We start from the raw sequence: 21337 nt of genomic DNA on the forward strand, positions 1-21337 counted from the left end.
CGTGCGAGATGTCTTGTCCGGACGCTGCAGCCGCAGCACCAGCTCGATCAGTTCCTCGCGGCTCAACCGCTCAAGATCGCTGCGCCCCATCCTACGAAAGAATCAGCGAAACCCGACCCGCGCAAGGGCGTGGGTAATTACAATCCGCACTTCCTCGACATGCATACATCAAACAGATGCATCAAGCTACGCAGTAGATAGACTGGTTTGACCGGCTATAAGAATTTCATCGCAAGCAAGAGCAGATCGTCGGAATTCGGCTCTTCCTCGAAAAGGATGGAATGAATTTTCTCGTTTGAGTAGCACCGCAAACGACGCGGTGTCGTAAGATCATCTATAAGGTCGGTAAGATCGGTGTTCGGCGCATAGTATGGCCTGATACACCAATGACGTCGAACATCACTCACTACAATAGCATCTCCATAAAGATTAGAACTTTTGTGATCAAAGTATGTATCTTTTTCGACGCCCCCTTTCTCCAGTAGGTTTTCCGCAAAGTGGTTTCTTGGAAGTGTGGAAGCCGGATCGATCATGCATGATAAGTGATGCGCATGCTTACACACCGAACTCATCGTCGCTTTTGTATCGTTATGGGTGAACTTGATACCATGAGTTCCGTGGAGAAGCTTGATACAGAGTGGGGTGAAGATAAATCCCTTGCAGTCGACCGTATCTAGTCCAATCGGACGTATGAGTTCCTGCTCCGCCTCTACGATCGCGCGTATGCCGATCATTTCCGCAATGAGTACATTCTTCTTGCTAAGATTAGAAATAGCTTCTCGATTTGATTTGTTCGGCTTTGTTCTATTCGGTGACATTTTGCGGTTATTTTCTAAAATAATTGTGTTCATCTGCGTTACTAAATGTATTTTCTCAAAAGCGATTGGATCGATCGCTCTAGGAGATGGGTATAATGGTGACACCCATCTCAGCCAGGATTACGTCTCGGTGCCTGTCAAGCCAGCTATGGTGTAACAATGCATGCGTGATAGCGAAGCTTTCTGTCGGCGTCCTCACCACGAGTCCAAATCTCGTAGAGCTGCTCGTCAGTTAGGCTAGCAAGGTGGCTGTATGCATCATCGATGGATGGAAAATCATCGTTGCACAGAGACCAGATCAATGTGTCCATCAGCGTCTTGCGATAATGAGATCGAGCACCATCATGTGTCGCAAACAGAGAAATCTCGTCTATGTTTGATCCGTCAATATCGTAGGCATGACAGATATAGATTTTCTCGGCATGGGATATGGATAGATCATCAAATAAGCCGTCGGTATCGGCGTAGCTATAGTTCATAACGACTTCGTTTCTCAACAAATTGGTAGAGCTGAATTGCTCCGACCTGATGACCATGTCGCATGCAACCGACATGATCAACGAACTCCAATCGATGTTAATCTGCTAAAGGTCGGTTTTAAACGAGGGTATCTCCTCGGCGCAGATATCCATCCGCTGCATGTCTGAAAGCGCCTGCGGCGTGGAAGAAGGAGGCGGAGATGTTCGAGGCCACATCGACCATCATGATGGTGAAGTGAACCAAGGTGGCGTGGTCACGGTCGTCGGCGGAGCCGATGACCGTGAAGCGCCATGGCTTGGTCTCAAAATCTGGTCGTAGATCGAACTCGAATGGGATCGGTTCCGCTCAGCGAGTTGCCTGTCGTATTCGTAATGAACGATTGGTGACGAGGTGCGAGGTCAGGACCCGGAGCGCGGCGTAGGGGCCTGCAGCACCGAGACGGGACATCCGGGCGCAGCACCGCGATGCTGCGATCGGAGGGGCCTCTACCGATCTGGCATAACGAAATTCGTATTGCTGATGCCGTCGTCCCGACAGAGACACTCGTCATGACAGGGCAGTCCGCCGGTCCCGGCTGCGCCGATCCACAGCGGATACCACTGTGCGTCCGGCCTCTCCCGGCCCAACTCGCGTCGCTCGCTGCCCCGGACAAGCTTGACGCCGCCTCTTGGAATAATAACGACGAGTTCATATGGCTTAGCGCTCGAATTTGTACGATTCTAATACCATCCAGCATTGCTTCTTATAGACATGCGGTGGACGGAATTTAATTTGAATCATGACCGAACATCTGCGAACGCTACGTTGCACTGTGCTGACCGGGCGAGCAGGTAGCGGTAAAACCTCATTCATGCTCGATGAGATCATACGGCAGCCCGGCCGCTACATCCTTGCCGCTCCACGCCGCAATCTCCTGGAGGAACACGCGACCCACCTGAGGGAACTGGGCATGCAGCGATCGACGCCCCTGGTGGTCGCTACCATCCATTCGGACCAGCAAGCCCGCGAGTCCATTGGACGTCGGATCACCGATACAATCAAAGCGACCGCATTCGATGACCACGTCGTCATCGGGGTCACCCATCAAGCCTTAATCGCGCTCGATCCGGAGATCCTGTACGCTTGGCATGTTCGCATCGATGAACTGCCCGAGAGCGGGATCGTCTCTGGCAGCGTGTCGCTCGGCGCAACGTGGCCGGCTCTGGAGCGACAGTACACACTCTCTTCTTCGGATCGCCCAGGCTGGTCCGTGGCGCAGCCTCGCAAGGATTTGGCGCCCCTCCCACTCTCGACGGTTACAGCCGACGCGGCGCAGGATCTGATCGGTCTGCATCGTGCCATCGCAACTCCATCGCGTACCGTCTACGTCGATGCTACGGACTGGGCAGATGCGAGCTTGCCGCGACGTCCCCTGCGATGGTGGTCGATCTGGTCGCCAGCCGATCTCATCGGCTGCGCCAGTCTGACGATGGCCGGAGCCAGCTACACGGGCAGCCTCGTCGCGCATGCTGTTTGCCAGGCTGGAACTTTAGAAGTCGATGTACGCGAGGTCGATGCCACCAATCCTCGTATTGGAAATCCACAGGTTCGATTGCACTACTACTGCGAGCACTCAGGCTCGACAATATACTGGAAGACTGACGAAGGTCGGCGCTGCCTTGTAAAAATCTCGAAACATCTCGAAGCCATCGCATTTGATGGGTTCTGGACTTGCAACGAGAGCATCATGCCGTACTTCGTCGAAAGGTTTCCCGGCGAATGGTATCCGCCGAAGCAGGCCGGTAGCAACGCACTTCGCCACCATACTGCCTGCGCGATCATTTACTCCTCCAAGGCTCAGGCTGCCGATGAGCCATTGCTCTCAAGCTTTGGTATCGATCGCAGTGATGTGCAGGCTGCGCGGGAGGATGAGGATAACTACCAATTCATCATGCGCGGTGCTATTCGAAACGGCGACTACGATGGTCGGTACGACGTCTATATCTACGATCGCGCTCAGGCTGAGCGCTTGCAAGCTCGTCTAATCGAGCAAAGGTTCGCCGACGTCGCGCTCGTGGCGGTACAGGAAGCCGGGATCATGGACGTTGTTCGCCCTACGCAGGTCAATGGCGCGATCACTCCCAAGACCGATCCCGCTTCGATCGACGCACATCGCCAGCGAAGGCGCCTAGCCGAATGCGAGCGTGGCCGACGTCGGCGAGAAGCTGAGCGTGCCAAGCGAAGAGCTGCCGGGACCCTGCGCCCTCCAGGACGCCCAAAACGCGATCGGCAAAGCTGAGGGGAAGCGATGCACCCCCAATCAAAAATAAAATTGTCGAATTATTTGACGCTCGTGGAAATTGTGGGACATTCCAAGTCATCCTGATGGGAGATGCTCTTGGATCCTCACCTACCAAGCCAGAACAAGATTTCGCATGCTCTTCAGCCCTACTCCGGATGGGCCCTCGACACTGCCATCCAGATCGATGCTCAGGTGCCATCGTTTCTAGCGACCTCGTTCCGGTGGAGTGCACTGCGCCGGCAGGTCATGTTCCTGATCATCGATCAGATCTCCCGGACCGACACCGACTTTGATCTTGTCGAATTTGCGGGTCAATGCGGCAACGATCGGCCCGGCATTTCTACCAACCCCCTCGGACGGATCGGCGCGGCGCTCACTACCCAGCGGCCCCAGCACGTCCTGCGCGCTATCCTTGGAGCGGTGCCGAAGGGCTTGATCGGCGCTCTGCGCCGCCTTGGGCTCGAACCGGCAACACACCCGGAGTGCTACGGCACCCTGCTGCGGATCTTCGCCTCGGACGACGCCGTCGATCGCCTTAGGGTCCGTCTCATTGCCCAATCGACCGGTCCTTTGAAATTTGGGCAGATCCAGGCACTCGCCGTGCTTGACCTAGTTCTGCTGCATCCCAGCGTTTTTGCCAGGACTCGAAGCATCGCGGACGCGAAAACCCTCAACGCCGCCGTCGCGTATCTGCGTGCTCGTTGTCGGACAGCGACCGATCAAGCCTTGCGTCAGTCCCTCGATGGCATCGCGGTCAAACTCACGGTCAGCCATTGGCTCAAGCGTTGGGCAGAGCGGTTCGACCGCCTGCCGGACCGCACATCGATCTTCGAAACCGACCCGTCGTTGCATGTCCTGGACAGCGGTCCTGCCCTGATCGATGCTGGGCGGCGGTTCGGCAACTGCCTTCGAAGCAAGGTGGCCGAAGTGATGACTGGACGCTACGTCTTTGTTGAGCATCGGCCTGATCTAGATGAGCCAGGCGCGATTGCCGAGTTACGCTACACAAGCAAAGGCTACGTGCTCGACGGATTGTATCTTAAGAACAATCGCACTCTGCCTCAGGACCGTGCGATGGCTCTTCGCGCGCGCTTGGCATGCTGCGGCGTGGCAATCCGTGGACATGCGCCTGGAAACGAAGAGCAACTGACCGCCACCGCCAAGCTGTTGAGCATCTACGATTGGCGCGGGCGGGGCGGCGACATGCAGTGGGGCAACCTCGAGGACGAGCTCGGCGAGTGACGATGTTCGCGCTCAACATGCGACAAGGTGCTTGGCTGCGCCGCGCATTTGGGTTTCCTGGTCGTACCGTCGCTCTGGGATTGGCTATCGCGCTGCTGATCCACGCGCCCGCGCTGTATGCCGTCTTGACCCTCGCAATGATCGCCTGGGCACTGCCGGCCTACGTCGCCCTGCGCGAGGAGATTGAAGATCGGGAGAAGGCTCATGGCCTTGCCGAACGACAGGCGCGTGCGATCGGCGCGGAGCTGCGCACAGCCCAACTCCAGATCGGCCATCTTCAGAGCGAGCTGGCTGACGCCCGTACTATGCCACGCGCAAGCCAAGGCGAGGATCCGACCTACCGCAGGGTCGGATTGCACCCGCAATGTCCGGCGTTCGTACTCACGGCCGCGCGCCGCGCCTACCGAGTCGCACTGCATCCAGATTGCCATCCCCAGCATCGCAAAGCTCAGGCCCACGAACGCTTCGTTTCGGTCGAAGCCACGTTCGCGGAGATCGACCGCCAGCGAGGAGCGTTCCATCCTTAAAGCGGTATCAGCGTTTGTCGGAGAACGGCGATCCGTTGGTGTAGCTCGCGGCGCTGATCGACTTCGAGGCGTTCCGGCCGATGTTAGCGACCGCGCTGAAGCGGTCCGACGGATCGAAGGGTGGTCGCCCACCCTACGACCCGGTGCTGATGTTCAAGATCCTAATCCTTCAGACGCTCTACACGCTGTCGGATGACGCGACCGAGTTCCAAATCCGGGACAGGCTGTCTTTCATGCGCTTCCTCGGCCTCGGCTTCGAGAATGGCTTGCCCGACGCCAAGACGGTGGGGCTGTTCCGGAAGCACCTGACCCGGGCCGGCGCGATCGAGGAGCTGTTTGCCGCCTTCGACGCCTGGATAAAGGGCAAGGGTTATCTCGCAATGTCGGGCCAGATCATCGACGCTTCGATCATCGCGGCCCCGCGCCAACGCAACACGGATGCGGAGAAGGCGGATCTGAAGGAGGGCCGGATCCCGGAGGCATGGGCGTCCAAGCCGAAGGAGCTCTCTCGAGATGAGATCGCGACGCCCGCTGAACGCTGAAGCGGGCCAAGGCGCGCCCAGCGAAGGTGGACGGCTCGAAGGCCAGGGCAGAGATCGCCATCCCGAGGTTCGGGTACAAGACGCATGGCTCGATCGACCGGAAGCACGGGTTCGTCCGCCGCTTCACCGTCACCAGCGCGGCTGCCCACGACGGAGCGCAACTGGCCAACGTCCTCGATCCAGCCAACACGGCGCGACGTCTGGGCCGACACCGCCTATCGTTCGAAAACCAACGAAGCCCATGTGGCCAAGCAGGGCCAGCGCTCAAAGATCTACTTCCGGCGGCGGGAGGCGTCCCATGAAGGCGATCCTCACTGCGCTCGCTATCTTCCAGATTCGCTGGGCCGTCGCCGACTTCGCTCGCACCGAGAGGCTGAGCGACGAGGCGGATGCCGCGCTTGATCGGGCTGTCGCCCGACGCCGTGTCACCGAGGGCCTAGCTCGACGCGCCGACCTCGGGGCGATGCTCGACACACGCCGCTGATCTTCCCAGCCCGGCCGCTCGCGCGGTAGCCGAGCCCGGCCGGGCCTCACGAACGCCGCTCCCGCACTCTTGCACATCGATCTGACGTTCGCCTTTGTCCGCGGCCATCCGCATCACCAGCATGGGTCTAGATGTGGGTAGGGATTATGTATGTAAAGCTAAGTATACTCAGAAACTGCGAAATTTCAGGCGCTTCGGCGGACATCCGCTTCCGCCAACCGCCCTCCCCCGTATCGATCCACGCGCCCCTCCGGACGGGGCTCGCGCCTTGGTGCGGACGGCCGTCGCGGCTAGGACGCGACGGACCTGTCCCGGACGCGGTTTTCCTGATGTTCTCGACCTTGATGGTCGTGCTGCCGATCTTCGCGCTGATCTTCGCGGGGTGGCTGGTGCGGCGGCTCGACGTGCTCGGCGACGGCGCCACGGCGGAGCTCAACCGCTACGTCGTCTATCTGGCGCTGCCGGCGCTGCTCTTCGACGTGATCGCCCACACCCATGCCGCCGAGATCTGGCAGCCCGGCTTCATCGCGGTGTTCGGCCTGAGCAGCGTGATCGTCTTCGCCGCCACCGTGACGTTCCGCCTGCGCCGGCCGCTGCCGCTCGCGGACGCGGCGATCGACGGCCTCAACGCGGCCTACGCCAACACCGGGTTCATGGGCTTTCCCCTGGCGCTGGTGGCGCTCGGCCCGGCGGCGCTGGCGCCGACCACCATCGCCGCGATCATGACCGTCTGCGTGGTGTTCGCGCTCGCCATCGTCCTGGTCGAGATCGGGCTTCAGGCCGAGGGGCGGCGCTCCGACCTGGCCCTGAAGGTCGCCCGCTCGCTCGTGCGCAACCCGCTGCTGATCGCGCCCGCCCTCGGCGCGCTGGTCCCGCTCTCGGGCGCGGCCGTGCCGCTTCCCGCCGAGACCTTCCTGAAGCTGCTCGGCGGCTCGGCCGCCCCGTGCGCGCTCGTCGCGCTCGGCTTGTTCCTCGCCCGCCCGAGGGTGTCGGACGAACGCCCGGTCGCCGCGACCGCCCTGCTCGTCGGGCTCAAGCTCGTGGCGCATCCGCTGCTGGCCTACGGCCTCGCGCGTGCCTTCGGCCTGCCGCCGCTGCTGCTGCACACCGCCGTGCTGATGGCGGCTTTGCCGACCGGGACCGGGCCGTTCATGCTCGCCGAGTTCTACCGGCGCGAGGCCGCCGTGACCTCGAACGTCGTGCTGGTCTCGACGATCGTCTCGATCCTCACCGTCTCGGGCTACCTCGCCGCCATCCGCTGACCGGGGGATACGGCTGTGGCCGCACCGCAACGCCCGGGGCGCGAGCGGCGCCAAGGTTCGATTCCTGTCTTGTTATTGTGTTACATCCGCATAATGAAACATTATAACATGATGTGACGAGGCGTGATGCGAAGCGGGCAAGCGAGATTCCGGGCGACGCTGTTGGGACTGAGCCTGGGCCTGCTGCCGGGTGCGGCGCGGGCGCAGGACGCGGTCGCCCTGTCCGAGCTCAGCGTCACCACGGCGAGCCCGATCCAGCCCGGGCCGAAGGCGGCGCCCGAGGCGAGCCTGCCGGCGGGCATCCTGCCGGTGGCCGTCGACACCTTCTCGCCGGTGACGGTGGTGACGCGCGACCAGATCGCCCGCGAGCAGCCGCGCACGCTCGGTGACGCGCTGATGGACCGGCCCGGCATCTCGGCCTCGACCTACGCGCCGGGCGCGGCCAGCCGGCCGATCATCCGCGGCCTCGACAACAGCCGGGTGCGGATCCAGGAGAACGGCGTCGGCATCCAGGACGTCTCGGAGCTCGGCGAGGACCACGGCGTGCCGATCAACCCGCTGGTCTCCGACCGGATCGAGGTGATCCGCGGGCCCGCGACCCTGCGCTACGGCAGCCAGGCGATCGGCGGCGTGGTCTCCTCCGAGAACAACCGCGTGCCGACCTTCATCCCGCCGCGCGGCTATGCCGGCCAGGTCACCACCGGGTATTCCAGCGTCGACAACGGCCGGCTCGTGGCCGGCACCGTCGATGCGGGCTCGGAGAACGTCGCGGTCCATGCCGACGGCTTCCGGACCGGCGCCGACAGCTACGACACGCCCGCCGGCATCCAGGCCAACTCCGCCAACCGCTCGCAGGGCGGCGCGGTCGGCATGTCGGTGATCGGCGACCGCGGCTTCGTCGGGATCTCGTACAGCCACTACGACGCGCTCTACCAGATCCCCGGCGGCGAGGCGGCCGAGAGCCGCACGCGCCTGAACCCGAACCAGGACCGGGTGCTGGCGCGCGGCGAAGTTCGGCCGCTCGAGGGACCGTTCGAGGTGATCCGGTTCTGGGCCGGGGGCTCGGTCTACAAGCACCAGGAGATCGGCCTCGGCGAGGACGGCCTCGACGGGGTGCAGGCGACCTTCAAGAACCGCGAGGCCGAGGGCCGCGTCGAGCTGCAGCACGTGCCGGTCTTCACCGCCCTCGGCACGCTGACCGGGGCGCTCGGGCTCCAGGCCGGGCGGCGCGAGATCGGGACCTCGGGCGAGGCCGGCACCCTGCTGGCACCGACCGATTCCCGCTCGAACGCCGTCTACCTGTTCGAGGAGCTGAACGTCGGCCACGGCCTGCGCTTCCAGGCCGCCGGGCGGATCGAGGGCGACCGCTCCACCGGCACGGCGACGCAGTTCCCGGGGAGCTACCTGCCGGTCGAGGGCGAGGATCCGCTCGCCTTCGGGCGGCGGCGCAAGTTCGCCCCCAAGAGCCTCAGCTTCGGCGCCCTGCAGGACCTGCCCTACGGCTTCGTCGCGAGCCTGAACGGGTCCTACGTCGAGCGCGCGCCCACCGCCTTCGAGCTGTACTCGCGCGGGGCGCACGACGCGACCGCGACCTTCGAGATCGGCGATCCCGACCTCAAGAAGGAGCGGGCGCGCACCGTCGAGGCCAGCATCCGCCGGGCGGAAGGTCCGCTGCGCCTCGACGCGACGGGCTACTACACCCGCTACACCGGCTTCATCTACAAGCGCGAGACCGGCACCCGCTGCGGCGACGACTTCGCCTCCTGCGGCTCCGACGACGCGCTGCAGCAGATCGTCTACTCCCAGCGCAACGCCACCTTCTACGGTGCCGAGATCGGCGCGCAGCTCGACCTGATCCCGGTGGGCGACGGCTGGGCCGGCCTCGAGGCGCAGTACGACTTCGTCCGCGCGCAGTTCGACGACGACACCTACGTGCCGCGGATCCCGCCCCACCGGGTCGGCGGCGGCGCGTTCGTGCGGGCGGACGGCTGGTACGCCCGCGTCTTCCTGCTGCACGCCTTCGCCCACACCGAGGTCGCGCCGCTGGAGACGACGACGCCCGGCTTCGACGACCTGCGCGCCGAGGTGAGCTACACCAAGCCCCTCGACCCGGCGGTCTACGGCGCGAGCGCGGTGACGCTCGGCCTTGCCGGCCGCAACCTGCTCGACGACCGCATCCGCAACTCGGCCTCGTTCAAGAAGGACGAGATCCTGCTCGCCGGGCGCAACGTCCGGATCTTCCTGACCGCGCGGTTCTGACCGGCTCAGGAACCCGCGGCCTCAGCCGTGGCAGGCGCAGCCCGAATGGCCGCAGCCGGCATGGTCCGGGTGGCCGGCGGCGCAGTCCTCGCAGCAGAAGGTCTTGCCCGCGCGCGCGATGCCATGGCCCGGCGCGACCTCGCAGACGCAGTCGGGGCAGGCGCAAGGGACGGTCTCGGAGTCGGTCGGTGCAATCGGTCTCGCGTCCTGATCCGCGCCGCGGAATGCGGCCGGGACCGGAACGTTACAGCCGGCGCGTGCATCCGGTCCAGGACGCGAGCGCAGCCGGGCCCGGTCGCGAACGCGCTCCCGGCGCCGTCCCCGGCATCGCCGCCGCGCGCGCCGGACGGTGCCTCAGCGTCGGCCCCTGTCGGCGGCCGACGGCTTCGGCTGCGACTTGGCCGGCACCGGCAGGTCGACGGTGCCGGTCGCCGTCCACTGGCAGATCGCGGTGCCCTGCAGGGCCAGGCAATCGTACTGCGCGCCGCCGAGGGCGACGTGCTCGGCGAGCGCGGCGATCCGATCCCGCGGAAACGCCGTGCAGCCGAGGTGGTCGGCCTTGGCATCGCCCAGGCGCGCGAGCACGGCGGCCTCGTCGGGCGCTTCCCGCCGCAGGAGACGGTAGTTCGCCAGCGACGGGCACGCGATCACCGGTGCGGAGACCGGCCCCTGCACGGCCGGCGCCGGCTTGGCCGGCCTGCCCGGCGCCTGGGCTTGCACGGGCCGGGATACGGCCAGGGCGGACAGGGACGTGGCGAGCAGGATCGCGAGACGCATGCCTCCTCCTAAGCGCAGGCCGGCATCGGGCCAAGCCTCTGTCCCGGCGTCAAGCCTCCGTGATCGAGCCGGCGTGGCCGGCACGGCGCGGCCCAAGGCCGGATGGCCTCGAGACGGGATCGCGCTCACGGTTGCGCCCGCAGCTTGGCGAAGCGCTTCACCGCCCGCTCCCGGCGCAGGCGCGAGAGGCGGGCGATCCAGAAGATGCCGTCGAGCTGGTCGATCTCGTGCTGGAGGCAGGCGGCCCGAAACCCCTCGGCCGCCTCCTCCTGCGCGACGCCGTCGAGATCCTGGAACCGCACCCGGATCGTGGCCGCCCGCTCGACCGGCTCGGACACGCCCGGCATCGAGACGCTGCCCTCCCGCGCCGTGACGCGCTCGGGCGAGCGGTCGACGATCTCGGGGTTGACGTAGACCATGGCCGGCCCGCCCGGCTCCGGGCGCAGCACGACGAGGCGCCGCCGCACGCCGAGATGCGCCGCGGTCAACCCGGCGGCCGCGGCCGAATCGAGGGTCTCCGTCACGTCCCGGGCGAGGTCGCCGAGATCGGCATCGAAGGCCGTCACGGGTTCGGACGGCACGTCCAGCCGCGGGTCGGGATAGAAGATCAGTGGACGGGCTGCCATCGGATCGGGGTCTCGCGCTGGAGGGTGGGGCGGGCGGCACGCCGGCCCCCGCGTCGGCCGTTCGGGGCGCACCGTGCGTCGGGACGATGGCGATTCGGCGAGCCTTCGCAACGACGTGGACGATGGCGCGTTGGGCTCGCGCCCGCGCCCGCAGGGATGTCGCGCCGGGCTCGCCCCGCCTTCGGCGTGGGACGCGCCATGGGCAACCTCAGCGATCGATCAAGAGAAATCGCTTGTGCAGTGCAATCGTCACGCGTAGGAAGTTCGCGCAACACATTTCGGGATAATTCGGCAATGACCCTTCGTCTTTCCAGTACCTTCGCCGCTCTCGTCCTGGCCTCGGCCACCATGACCGCCCCCGTCGCCTTCGCCAAGCCGATGACCGGCGCCCAGGCCGTCAAGATGATCGACACCGACAACGACGGCACCGTCGACATGAAGGAGATCGAGGCGACCGCCTCGGCGACCTTCGATCGCCTCGAGAAGGATGCCGACGGCACCCTCGACAAGAAGGAGCTGAAGGGCCGCCTGAGCGCCGCCGGCCTGAAGAAGGCCGACCCGGACAACGACGGCACGATCGACAAGAAGGAATACCTCGCCGCCGTCGCCGACCGCTTCCAGGCCGCCGACCCGGACAACGACGGCACGCTCGACGCCAAGGAGCTGAAGTCCCCCGCCGGCAAGGCCCTGCTGATGCTGATCAAGTGACCCTCGGGCGCGACCCTGCGGGGTCGCGTCGGATGTGCCACCTGCGAGCCGCCCCGGAAACGGGCGCGGCTCGTTTTCGTTCGGACGCTTCCTGACGCACGTCCGGTTCCGCTTCCCGTCCTGCACCCGCCTCCACCGGACCCTTGCACCGGCCCCTTGGCACCGGCCCCTTGGCACCGGACCCTTGCGGCCGACCGTGCGACGTCGCGCGACATGCGAATCCTGTTGACGCATCTCAACCATAGGATGCAAGCTTGCTCCGTCGTGGGGGCAATATCAGCATGAGCATCGATCACCCGAAGGTCGCGGACCAGCCTTCCCTCGTCGCGGAGATGCGCGAGATCATCGAGGAGACCCGCAAGACGATCGAGGCGTCGCAGGGGATCCTCGACCGCTGCACGGCTCACGTCGCCGAGGCTCACAGTGCGGAGGCTCGGGCCGCCGAGGGGACGTCCGGCGATCCGTTCCGTCAACTGGCCGACGCGGCCAGCGAGACCGTCAGCCTGCTCGAAGGCATCGCCGACGGCCTGATCGTCGCCTACGAGTACGCCAAGCTCGACAACGATCCGCCGACGCTCGCCCTGATCGAGAGGGCGATGCTGCATGTCGGCAGGCGCCTCGCCCAGGCCGTCGGCCCGAAGCAGGCCGGCCTCGCCCGCCACTGAGCGCGTCGCGCGCTCAGTATTCCCATTCCGCGCCGACGCCGACGCTGGTGCGGCCGTCGCTGCCGGCCTCGCCCTGGATCTTCACCCGGCGCGTCACGTCGTAGTCGATGGTCGCGCCCGTGTCGGCCGGCTTGGCGCCGGCCTTGATGCCGACGCTGAGCCGATCGCTGAGGTAGCGCGAGGCGCCGAGCGCCGGGCCGCCGCTGGTCCCGGTCGAGACGTCGAGGCTGTCGAGCCCGAGGCCCTTGCGCGCCGCCTCGAACACGTCGACGCCCCCTGCCCCGCCCGAGAGCTGCGACACGGCCTGCGCCAGCTGCAGCGCCTGGAACGGCGACAGGCTGCCCGACGCCTTCTTGAACAGCAGCCGCGACAGCACCTCGTCCTGCGGCAGGCTCGGGTCCGAGGAGATCGCGAAGACCGGGCTGTCGGCCGGCCCCGAGACCGCGATGCGGGCAGTGATGTCGGTGGCCTTGGTCTCGGCGACGAAGTCGAGGTCGGGGGCCGCGATGGCGCCGCCGAAGGTCACGCGGCCGCGGGTGAAGTCGAGGCGCTGCCCGATCACCGCGAGACGCCCGCGCCGAAGCTCGAACGCGCCGTTCGCGTTCGGGTCGCGCGAGGTGCCGGTGACGCGCAAGCTCCCGCCGAGCTCGGCGTCGATGCCGCGCCCGCGCACGAAGATGCGGTTCGGAGCGCTCACCGCGACGTCGAGGGTGGCGTCGAACGGCACGGCGGGCTTGCCGCGCGCGCCGCGTCTTCCCACGGCCGCCACCTGCGCCCCGCGCAGGGCCTTGGCGTCGAGCCGGGCGCGGATGTCGGGCGGGGTGTTGACCCGGCGGATGCCCGGCAGCGGCTGCACCGTCGCGGGCAGCCGGTCGGGCACCGACACGTCGATCGAGACCACGTCGACGCGGCCGGCGATCCGCGGCGTGCGCGACAGCGGGCCGGAGAGCGCGAGGTTCAGGCTCGCCACCGCCGTCATCAGCGGGCTCGAGATCAGCTCGGCGCGCTCGCCCGCGATGCGGATCGTGCCCGGGAACCCGGCCTGGGGCTCGAGCGCCACGCGGCCGTCGGCGCGCAGCGTCCCGCCGTTGCGGGTCGCCAGGGTGAGGCGTTCCAGCACGACCGCGTCGCCGCGCCCCGTGGCGCGGCCCTCGATGTTGGTCAGCCGGATGCCGTTGAGCGGGTCGGTGAAGCTGCCGCCCGACAGCGTCGCGCTGCCCTCCGCCCGCGGTGCGGCGAGCGTGCCCGTCACCCCCGCATCGATCGCCACCCGCCCGGCGACCCGCTGGCCGCCGACGCTGAGCAGGCTGTTGGCGAGCGCCGCGTCGAGCGTTCCCCGCGCCTTCACCGCGAGGCTGCCGCCGGCCGCCGCCGGCAGCGAGCCGGACAGGGTCATCGCGACGCCGGGCCCCGCGGTGATGCGGCCGTCGAGCCCGATCCGGCCGTCGCCGAGGTCGCCCGACGCCCGGGCCTCGATCGGCGGCAGGCCGGCCTTGCGCGTCTCCGGCGTGACGAGGCGGGCGACGGTGAGGGCGTAGTGCCCCTGCGGCCGATCCGTCGGCCCCCGGATCGCGGCCTCGCCGTCCAGGGTGCCGCTCAGCGCCAGGCCGGGCGCGGCGATGCGCGCGAGCGCCAGCGGCAGGGCGCGGATGCCGATCGTCAGGTCGTTGTCGCGCCCGGCCTTGCCCGCGACGGTGACGCGGCCGCCGCCCGCGGCGATCGTCAGGTTATCGATCCGCGCGCCGCCGCCTTCGAGGGTCACCGTCGCAGGGCCCGCGAGCGCCAGCCGGTCGGCGCCCCGCGCGGCGGAGACGCGCAGCAGGTCGATCCGGGTGGCCGCGTCCGAGCCGTGGCCCGGGACGAGGCGGGCGGCGCCGTCGAGGTCGAAGCCGCGGGCGCGCGCCTTAAGCACGAGATCGGTCGCCGCCGGGGAGCCCGCCGCCGTCAGGCGCACCGTGTCGAGGATCTGGTCGGCGGCGACGATGCGGTCGGCCTCGGCCCGCCCGTCGATCCGCGGCGCCCCGAGAAGGTCCTGTCCCGTCAGGTCCGCGTCGAGCCGGGCGAGGCCGATCGCGCCGGCCTGCAGGCGCGCGCCGGTCGCGCGGATCGTCGCGTCCTGCCGGCCGCTCGCGCGGGACAGCGCGATGTCGGCGTCGAGGTGGCCGGCGAGCCGCGTCAGCGCCAGCGGCGTGAGGTCGTCGAGGTCGGCCGCCTTGAGCCGGACCGCGCCCTCCGTCAGCCGGGTCGCGGCGTCGAGCGCGGCGCTGCCGTCGAGGGTCACCGAGCCGAGTCCGAGCCCGAGCCGGTCGAGGCGCCAGTCGGCCCCCGAGCGCGCGAGGTGGGCCCCTCCCTGCAGCGGCTTGCCGCCGACGGTGCCGCCGAGGGCGACCGTGCCGTCGAGCGCGCCGGTCAGGTCCTTGAGGGTCGCCTCGACCTTCAGGCCCCGCACGGGGCGGCCCATGGCGCTGGCCTCGGACGCGCTGACGAGGGCGAACAGGTCGGGATGCTCGAGGGTCCCCGAGAGCCGCCCGGACAGCCCGGCCCGCCCGGCGAGCGCGTCGTCGAGGGCGGACAGGTCCTTCAGGTCGACGTCGAGCTTGGCGTCGGCGACCCGGGCGGTGGCGCGGCCGTCGAGGCGCGCGACGACGGCCGCGCCCTCGAGCTTCGCGGCGTCGAAGGCGTAGCCGTCGTAGACCTGGGACAGGCGCCCGGTGACGCGCGGGGCCGCCCCGAGCAGCCCGTCGAGCGCCGGTCGCCCGAGGGACAGCGCCTCGGTGCGGACATCCACCTCCGCGGTCACGGCCTTCCGCGCCGGATCGCCGCCGAGCTTGGCCGTGCCCGACAGCCTTCCGGCGAGCGGCCGGCCCGCGAGGTCGGAGAAGGCCGAAAGGTCTGACAGCGCGGCCTCGACCGTGCCGGTGAGCGTGTTGCGCCCGACGCGGCCGGCATAGTCCGCCCGCATCGTCGGCGCCTCGACGTGCAGGCGCGAGACCGAAACCGCGTTGTCGGGCTCCAGGGTCCCGCGGAAGTCGAAGCCGGCGCGTGCGCCGAGCGCCCGCCGCAGGGCGGGGTCGGGCAGCGTCAGCCCCTCGACCCGGGCGTCGGCGCTGAGGTCGAAGCGGTCGGCCGCGGCGGGCTCGGCCGCGAGCCGGGCTTCGACGAGGTCCAGGGCGCTATCCCGGGTGCGCAGGCCGGCGGCCTTCAGGCTGCCCGCCACGTGCGGCCGGGCGAGCGGGCCTTTCAGGCTGCCGTCGAACACCAGGGTCTTGAGCTCGCTGTCGGCGGCCCGGGTCACCCCGCCCTCGGTCGGCACGGCGCGGGCCTGGAGGGTGAAGTCGGCGTTCCGTGCCGCGTCCAGGGTGCCGCGCGCGTCGAGGCGGGCGGTCCGCGAGGTCAGCTCGAGCCGGTCGATCCTGAGCGCGCCGCCATCGGAAAACCCGAGGGCGCCGTCGAGCTTGGTCGTGCCGGAGAACACCGCCGCGGCCGGGCCTGGAAGCAGGCCCTCGATGCGCGCGGCGAGGTCGAGGGCGAGGCGCCGCTCGGCCCCGACCCGCGAGATCCGGGCGCCGCCCTGGGCGCCGATGGTCTCGCCGGCGGAGAAGTCGAGGCGGGCGTTCCAGGCGTCCAGCGTCCCGCGGCCGTCGAGGTCGAGGTCGACAGGCGGGGCGCCGGGCATGTTCAGGCCCTTGGAGAGCAGGCCGCCGGCCGGCTCGGTCAGGGTCGCCTTCAGCTCCAGGCGCTCGCCCTGCGGCACGAACAGCAGCTTGAGGCCGAACCGGCCGCCGGCATCCTGGCGCTGCACCGCCGCGTCGAGGTCGAGCCCTTCGGACGGCGCGCCGAGCTTCGCCCGGCCCTGGGCCGAGAGCCGCGCCGGCTGCCCGGCGAGCCCTTCGCCGAGGACGAGCTCGGCGAGCGAGAAGTCCTTGATCTCGACCTTGACCGGCAGGTCCGGCAGCAGGGTGCCGTCGGGCTCCGGCGTCGCGGCGACGGCGGAGGGCACCGGGCGCCGCAGCACGTCGAGCCGGCCGACCTCGAGGGTGTCGACCTCGAGCCGGCCGGAGAGCAGCGCGAGGCGGCGCCAGACGATGCGCGCCCGGTCGAGCTTCAGCCAGACCCCGTCGCGGTCGCTGATCGCCACGTCGCGGATCGTGGCGTCCGACGAGAGGGCGCCGTCGACCGCGCCGATGGCGACGCGCGACGACGGGGTGGAGAGCGCGCGCGACAGCAGCCCGCCGAGCACGGTCTTCTCGGCCTCGTCGGCGGCCTGGGTGACGGCCGCGGGCGCGGCGAGGCCGAGGACGAGCAGGATCGCGACGGCGACGCGGATCCCTCCCCCCCCTGCGGGGGGAGGGAGAACGCGCGCGAACCGATCCCGAATCCCCATCAGAACGACTGCCCGAGGCTGATGTAGAGGGCGACCGGGCGCTCGTGGTTGCCCTTGATCCGGTCGAGGGGGAATGCGACGTCGACGCGGATCGGGCCGATGCCGGTGTAGTAGCGAAGCCCGAGGCCCACCGCGGTGCGGATGCGCTCGTCGAAGTCGGGGAGCGAGCCGGCGAACGCCGTGCCCGCATCGAAGAACGGCACCACGCCGATCGTGTCGGTGACCTTGATCCGGGCCTCGAACGAGGCTTCCAGCAGGCTTCGGCCGCCGACCGGCAGGTTGAACGGCCCGCGCGGGCCGAGCGTGCGATAGGGGAAGCCGCGCACCGAGCCGCCGCCGCCGGCGAAGAAGCGGATGTTGGCCGGGATGTCCTCCAGGCTCGCGCCGGAGATCGAGCCGAAGCCGAGGCGGCCGGCGAGGATGTACCGCGCGTCCTCGTCCAGGGCGTAGTAGGTCGAGCCCTGCGCCTTGGCGACGAAGATCGACGGATCGGAGCCGAGGAAGCCGGCATAGGGCGTCGCCGAGGCCGTCAGCCGGACGCCCCTGGTCGGGTCCAGCAGGTTGTCGGTCGAATCGTAGGACACCGAGACCGGGATGCCGACCAGGCGGTAATCGACCTTGCCGAGCGCGTCCTGGGCGCGGCCCGCCTGCCCCTCGACGCCGACCTGCGCGTAGAACGTGTCCGAGAAGCGGTGGCGGACGCCGAGCGTCCCGCCGGCGGCGTCCGCGACGTAGCTCTGCTGCGCCTCGCGACCCGCGAACAGGTTGGCGATCAGGTCGTTGCGGGTGCCCCACAGGGCCGGCTTCACGAAGGTGGCCGACAACCGCCCGCCGAGCCCGTTCGACTCGATGCCGGCGAGCTTGCGCTGCGTGGCGTAGAGATCGTTGCCGAGGTAGAACAGGTCGGCGTCGAGCCGGATCGTCTCGCCGCCGCCGAACAGGTTGCGGTTGGCGTAGGTCGCGCGGATGCCGGGGCCGTCGACGGTGGAGTAGCGGGCCGAGACGCCGATCAGGTTGCGGTCGCGCTCGGTCACGTCGACGAAGATCGGCAGGTTGCCCTGCGCATCCAGCGCCTCGCCCTCGCGCACCCGCACCGAGCCGAGGCCCTCGACCTTCACCAGCGCCCGGCGCATGTCGGTGAGCGCCTTCGGCGAGTACGGGTCGCCCGGCTCCGCGTCGATGAAGGAGCGCACCACCGCCGGGTCGATGTCCTTCGTGCCGCGGACCGTGACCGCGCCGAGGCCGGCCTGCGGGCCGGGATCGACGGTGAAGGTCACGTCCATGACGTGGGCGGCGTCGTCCACGACGGGATCGCGCGACACCACCTTGGCGAAGGGGTGGCCGCGCTCGCGGAAGCGGTCGACGATCTTCGCCTCGCGGGCGAGCACGAGGCTGGAGCGCGCCGGCGTCTCGTCGTCGACGCGGGTGAAGCGCTTCGGCAGCACCTCCTCGGGGAAGGCGGCGCCTTGCGGGTCGCGCACGGTGACGGTGCGCAGGGTGTAGAGCGGCCCGGCATCGACCGCGATGCGGACCGGGACCAGGGCGCGGGCGCGCTCGGCATCCGCCGCCCGCGCGGCGGCGATCAGCGAGGCCTCGCCGCCGAGCACCACCTCCTCGATCCGGACGGTGACACGGCCCGCGTAGTAGCCGTAGCCGGAGAGCGCGTCGGGCAGGCGCCGCAGGTCGGCCTCGGCGCGGCGCACCAGCCCTTCCCCGTCCGGCGGCGGCTCGCGGCGCAGGCGGTGGAGGGTCGAGGTGTCCTCCAGCGTCTTCTCCAGGTCGGAATCGTCGGTGCCCTGGATCTTCAGCGCGTAGGGCAGCGCGGTGGCGCTCGGCGCCAGGGGCTCCTCCTCGGAGCCGAACAACCCGAACAGGTCGAAGGCCGCGGCCGGCGAGGCGGCCAGGGACAGGCCGGCGGCCATGACGGCGCCGGCGAAGGCGCCGTTGCGGCCGCGCGGGACGGTGGTGGCGCGATCCGGGTTCCGTCGCGTCACGCGCAGGGGCCGGCCGTCCGCTGCACGTCCGCGGCGTGCGGAAATTCCGTCGCGCTCATCTCGAAGTCCCCCCCTCATCGCGATGCCGATCATGCCGGAGCAGGCCTTAAGGAAGGTCGCTGCCGGTGGTCCCCCGCCCGAGCCGGATCCGAGGTGATCGGGCGCCGGACCCTCCGTCCGGACCCCATCGCGCACCGGGCCGAACCTAGACGGCCGGGCCGGCTGCGGCAACCTTCGGCGGCCTTCGCAGGGGGCGGCGCCGGGACTGTCGGCCGGACTCTTGTCAGACGGCAGGCCGCGACCTAACTCCAGCGTGCGTCGATGCTTGCCGGCCGCCGCCGGGTTGCTCCGCCCGCTGTCCCTTTAGCCACTTGCAAGGGCGTCGCTTCGACTGACATTCCATCTCGACATCCAACCTGCTTCGCCCACCCCCGCGCGTGGACAGCCGCTCGGGCCGGCAGGCTCAACACATCGATACGACGGAGGTAGGCGCCATGAGCACGGGCACCGTGAAATGGTTCAACGAGACCAAGGGTTACGGCTTCATCCAGCCGGATGACGGCGGCAAGGACGTGTTCGTCCACATCTCCGCCGTCGAGCGCGCCGGCATGCGCAACCTGATCGAGGGCCAGAAGCTCTCCTACGAGATCGAGAACGACCGGCGCACCGGCAAGCAGTCGGCCGGAAACCTCCAGGCGGCCTGATCCGCGACAGCGACGCCTCCGGACGGAGCGGTCCGGGGGCGTCGATCGTCCCGCTGCGGCATATCCGCATCTGTCCCTGGATTTGCGACGGCGCGACGACGATTGTCACCCATCGCGGCGATTTCCGAATGCAGCTCAGGTTGCACGCCGCCCATCCGTCGGTCATTGGCTTTTTCGATTCGCCGCGAGGCGGAATCAGGCTTGCCGAATCCGATTTGCTGAAGGGCCCGTTCCCCCGGCCCCGTCCCGCGGATTGATCCGTCGCGGACGCTCCCGAAACCCGAAGTGAGACACCGTACGAGAAAGGTCAGATGAGCGCATTCGACTATCGTAATTTCGACGACCGCCGCCAGAATTCCGCAGCCGCCAAGGCTGCCCTGCTCGCCAAGTTCAAGGCGCGCCCCCCGGCCGACGACCCCGAGATGATCGCCAAGGCCAAGGCCCGGGCCGAGCTCGTCCAGGCCCGCGAGACCCGTCTCCGCGAGCGCGAAGCCGCCCGCATCGCCGCCGAGAAGCAGGCCGCGGAAGAGAAGCGCGCCCGCGAGGAGGCCGAGCTCGCCGCCCAGATCGCCCGCGAGGCCGCCGAGGCCGCGGCGTTGCAGGAGCGCAAGGCCGCCGAGCTCGCCGCGAAGAAGGAACTCCGCGACGCCCGCTATGCCGCCCGCAAGGCCAAGGTGAAGACCAAGCGCTGACGCGGACGCTGCGTCGCATCGGCCGTCAGACAGCGCCGTCCGCCCGCCGCGGACGGCGTTGCCGTTTCTTCCGGACCTTCGCGCCTCGCGCGGCCGTCCCGCCTGTCCGCAGACCGCCGAGGGAAATATGAACGAGCGGCATTTCCGACGGCGTGCGTGCCGGGCCGGCATCGGGCTGGCCGCGATGCTCGTCACCCCCGCGCTCGCGCAGCCGGACGATCGGGTCGCGGCCTGCGATACCCTCGTGTCGCTCCGCCTCCTTACGACCGCCGCCCCCGACCGCGCCGCCGCCCTCGCCCAGGCCGGCACCCGGCCCGGCTGCAAGGCGATCCGGCGCGCCGACGTCGGCGCGGTCGAGCACCGCGCGATGATCGGCGGCGCGCCGTTCGAATGCCTTGCGGTTAAGGGCGAGCCGGCCTGCCTCTGGGTTCAGCCTTGAGGAGCTGAAGTCAGGACGACGGCCTGCGGGTCGGTCGATGCGTCGCGCCGAGATGCGGGGAGGCGCCGGCAGCCGTCCTGCTCCGACTCACCCCGGCGGCGGGCGCATCGCCGGGACCGTCGTCGACGCCGGGCCCCCATCGGGGCGGGTCGGCCTCAGGCGCTGAGCGGCGCGCCGATGCGGGCACGCAGCTGAAGCCGCAGGTTCTCGTTGGCGTTGCCCTCGGCGTCGAGGGCCGACATCAGGCGCAGGAGCTGGCTGATCGGCGTGGCGCGGCTCTGGACCGCCTCCGCGATCCGCTCGTGGAGAGGCCTGTCGCTGCAGGGATTCCAGGTCTGTACGCTGGTCTCGGCCGTCTGACGCATGATCCGCCCCGTCCTTAGAAGGATCCCAGGAAGTTCCGGCGGGGTGGCTACGCCTTTCGCGCCACCCGCGCCAGTCTTATCCTGCGTT

General features: G+C 68.6%; 19 protein-coding genes and 1 pseudogene. 12 read left to right on the forward strand and 8 right to left on the reverse strand.

Annotated features, from left to right (window positions below; genetic code table 11):
* Nucleotides 1-215: 215 nt before the first annotated feature.
* Together MKK55_RS04100 and MKK55_RS04105 are read right to left on the reverse strand one after the other, a co-directional pair.
* Nucleotides 216-851 (reverse strand): hypothetical protein, encoded by a 636-nt coding sequence (locus tag MKK55_RS04100; RefSeq protein ID WP_243933441.1) that lies wholly within the window; start codon nt 849-851, stop codon nt 216-218.
* A gap of 113 nt (nt 852-964) precedes the next feature.
* Entirely contained in the window at nt 965-1297 is a 333-nt protein-coding gene (locus tag MKK55_RS04105; RefSeq protein WP_243933443.1) for a hypothetical protein, read from the reverse strand.
* 779 nt (nt 1298-2076) lie between these two features.
* On the opposite strand from MKK55_RS04105, the gene MKK55_RS04110 reads away from it, so the two are divergent.
* The 7 genes and pseudogenes from MKK55_RS04110 to MKK55_RS04140 all read left to right on the forward strand — a co-directional run bounded on the left by MKK55_RS04110 (nt 2077) and on the right by MKK55_RS04140 (nt 9895).
* On the forward strand, nt 2077-3576 hold the full coding sequence (locus tag MKK55_RS04110; RefSeq protein ID WP_243933444.1) for a hypothetical protein: 1500 nt from the start codon (nt 2077-2079) through the stop codon (nt 3574-3576).
* Between the two features lie 99 nt (nt 3577-3675).
* Entirely contained in the window at nt 3676-4821 is a 1146-nt protein-coding gene (locus tag MKK55_RS04115) for a hypothetical protein (RefSeq protein ID WP_243933445.1), read from the forward strand.
* A 2-nt stretch (nt 4822-4823) separates the two neighbouring features.
* Complete coding sequence (locus tag MKK55_RS04120; protein ID WP_243933446.1) at nt 4824-5348, forward strand: hypothetical protein; 525 nt, start codon at nt 4824-4826, stop codon at nt 5346-5348.
* A gap of 44 nt (nt 5349-5392) precedes the next feature.
* Nucleotides 5393-6175, forward strand: a pseudogene (locus MKK55_RS29300) (IS5 family transposase); the annotation flags it as partial.
* Nucleotides 6176-6188: 13 nt separating this feature from the next.
* A complete protein-coding gene (locus MKK55_RS04130) occupies nt 6189-6374 on the forward strand; it encodes a hypothetical protein (protein WP_243933447.1) in 186 nt (61 codons plus the stop codon).
* Nucleotides 6375-6703: 329 nt separating this feature from the next.
* Nucleotides 6704-7636, forward strand: coding sequence for an AEC family transporter (locus MKK55_RS04135; protein WP_243933448.1), 933 nt, complete (start codon nt 6704-6706; stop codon nt 7634-7636).
* A gap of 126 nt (nt 7637-7762) precedes the next feature.
* Nucleotides 7763-9895, forward strand: a complete 2133-nt coding sequence (locus MKK55_RS04140) for a TonB-dependent receptor (protein ID WP_147843075.1) — start codon at nt 7763-7765, stop codon at nt 9893-9895.
* A 21-nt stretch (nt 9896-9916) separates the two neighbouring features.
* Here the strand turns inward: MKK55_RS04140 and MKK55_RS04145 are convergent, their stop codons facing one another.
* The 3 genes from MKK55_RS04145 to MKK55_RS04155 all read right to left on the reverse strand — a co-directional run bounded on the left by MKK55_RS04145 (nt 9917) and on the right by MKK55_RS04155 (nt 11298).
* The gene (locus tag MKK55_RS04145) at nt 9917-10180 is read right to left on the reverse strand and encodes a metallothionein (RefSeq protein WP_313898954.1); all 264 of its coding nucleotides are present in this window, start codon (nt 10178-10180) and stop codon (nt 9917-9919) included.
* A gap of 69 nt (nt 10181-10249) precedes the next feature.
* Entirely contained in the window at nt 10250-10672 is a 423-nt protein-coding gene (locus MKK55_RS04150) for a hypothetical protein (protein WP_243933449.1), read from the reverse strand.
* 125 nt (nt 10673-10797) lie between these two features.
* Entirely contained in the window at nt 10798-11298 is a 501-nt protein-coding gene (locus MKK55_RS04155; protein ID WP_243933450.1) for a peptide deformylase, read from the reverse strand.
* 294 nt (nt 11299-11592) lie between these two features.
* Between MKK55_RS04155 and MKK55_RS04160 the strand changes: the two genes are divergently transcribed.
* Nucleotides 11593-12006, forward strand: coding sequence for an EF-hand domain-containing protein (locus MKK55_RS04160; protein WP_147726351.1), 414 nt, complete (start codon nt 11593-11595; stop codon nt 12004-12006).
* A gap of 281 nt (nt 12007-12287) precedes the next feature.
* Nucleotides 12288-12671 carry a hypothetical protein gene (locus MKK55_RS04165; RefSeq protein WP_147726352.1) on the forward strand — a complete coding sequence of 128 codons (384 nt, stop codon included), beginning with the start codon at nt 12288-12290 and terminating at the stop codon, nt 12669-12671.
* A gap of 13 nt (nt 12672-12684) precedes the next feature.
* Here the strand turns inward: MKK55_RS04165 and MKK55_RS04170 are convergent, their stop codons facing one another.
* Together MKK55_RS04170 and MKK55_RS04175 are read right to left on the reverse strand one after the other, a co-directional pair.
* Nucleotides 12685-17055, reverse strand: coding sequence for a translocation/assembly module TamB domain-containing protein (locus MKK55_RS04170; protein ID WP_243933452.1), 4371 nt, complete (start codon nt 17053-17055; stop codon nt 12685-12687).
* Nucleotides 17055-18977 (reverse strand): autotransporter assembly complex protein TamA, encoded by a 1923-nt coding sequence (locus tag MKK55_RS04175; RefSeq protein ID WP_147843414.1) that lies wholly within the window; start codon nt 18975-18977, stop codon nt 17055-17057. The genes MKK55_RS04170 and MKK55_RS04175 overlap by 1 nt, the downstream gene beginning before the upstream one ends.
* A gap of 566 nt (nt 18978-19543) precedes the next feature.
* Between MKK55_RS04175 and MKK55_RS04180 the strand changes: the two genes are divergently transcribed.
* The 3 genes from MKK55_RS04180 to MKK55_RS04190 all read left to right on the forward strand — a co-directional run bounded on the left by MKK55_RS04180 (nt 19544) and on the right by MKK55_RS04190 (nt 20884).
* Nucleotides 19544-19753 carry a cold-shock protein gene (locus tag MKK55_RS04180; RefSeq protein ID WP_018043862.1) on the forward strand — a complete coding sequence of 70 codons (210 nt, stop codon included), beginning with the start codon at nt 19544-19546 and terminating at the stop codon, nt 19751-19753.
* Between the two features lie 311 nt (nt 19754-20064).
* The gene (locus MKK55_RS04185; RefSeq protein WP_147727286.1) at nt 20065-20445 is read left to right on the forward strand and encodes a DUF6481 family protein; all 381 of its coding nucleotides are present in this window, start codon (nt 20065-20067) and stop codon (nt 20443-20445) included.
* A 127-nt stretch (nt 20446-20572) separates the two neighbouring features.
* The gene (locus MKK55_RS04190) at nt 20573-20884 is read left to right on the forward strand and encodes a hypothetical protein (protein WP_243933454.1); all 312 of its coding nucleotides are present in this window, start codon (nt 20573-20575) and stop codon (nt 20882-20884) included.
* A gap of 155 nt (nt 20885-21039) precedes the next feature.
* On the opposite strand, the gene MKK55_RS04195 is transcribed toward MKK55_RS04190, so the two are convergent.
* Nucleotides 21040-21249 (reverse strand): hypothetical protein, encoded by a 210-nt coding sequence (locus tag MKK55_RS04195; RefSeq protein WP_147843412.1) that lies wholly within the window; start codon nt 21247-21249, stop codon nt 21040-21042.
* Nucleotides 21250-21337: the final 88 nt, after the last annotated feature.

Origin of the sequence: Methylobacterium sp. J-059 (assembly GCF_022829485.1) — a bacterium.
In the GTDB taxonomy this organism is placed as follows: Bacteria; Pseudomonadota; Alphaproteobacteria; order Rhizobiales; family Beijerinckiaceae; genus Methylobacterium.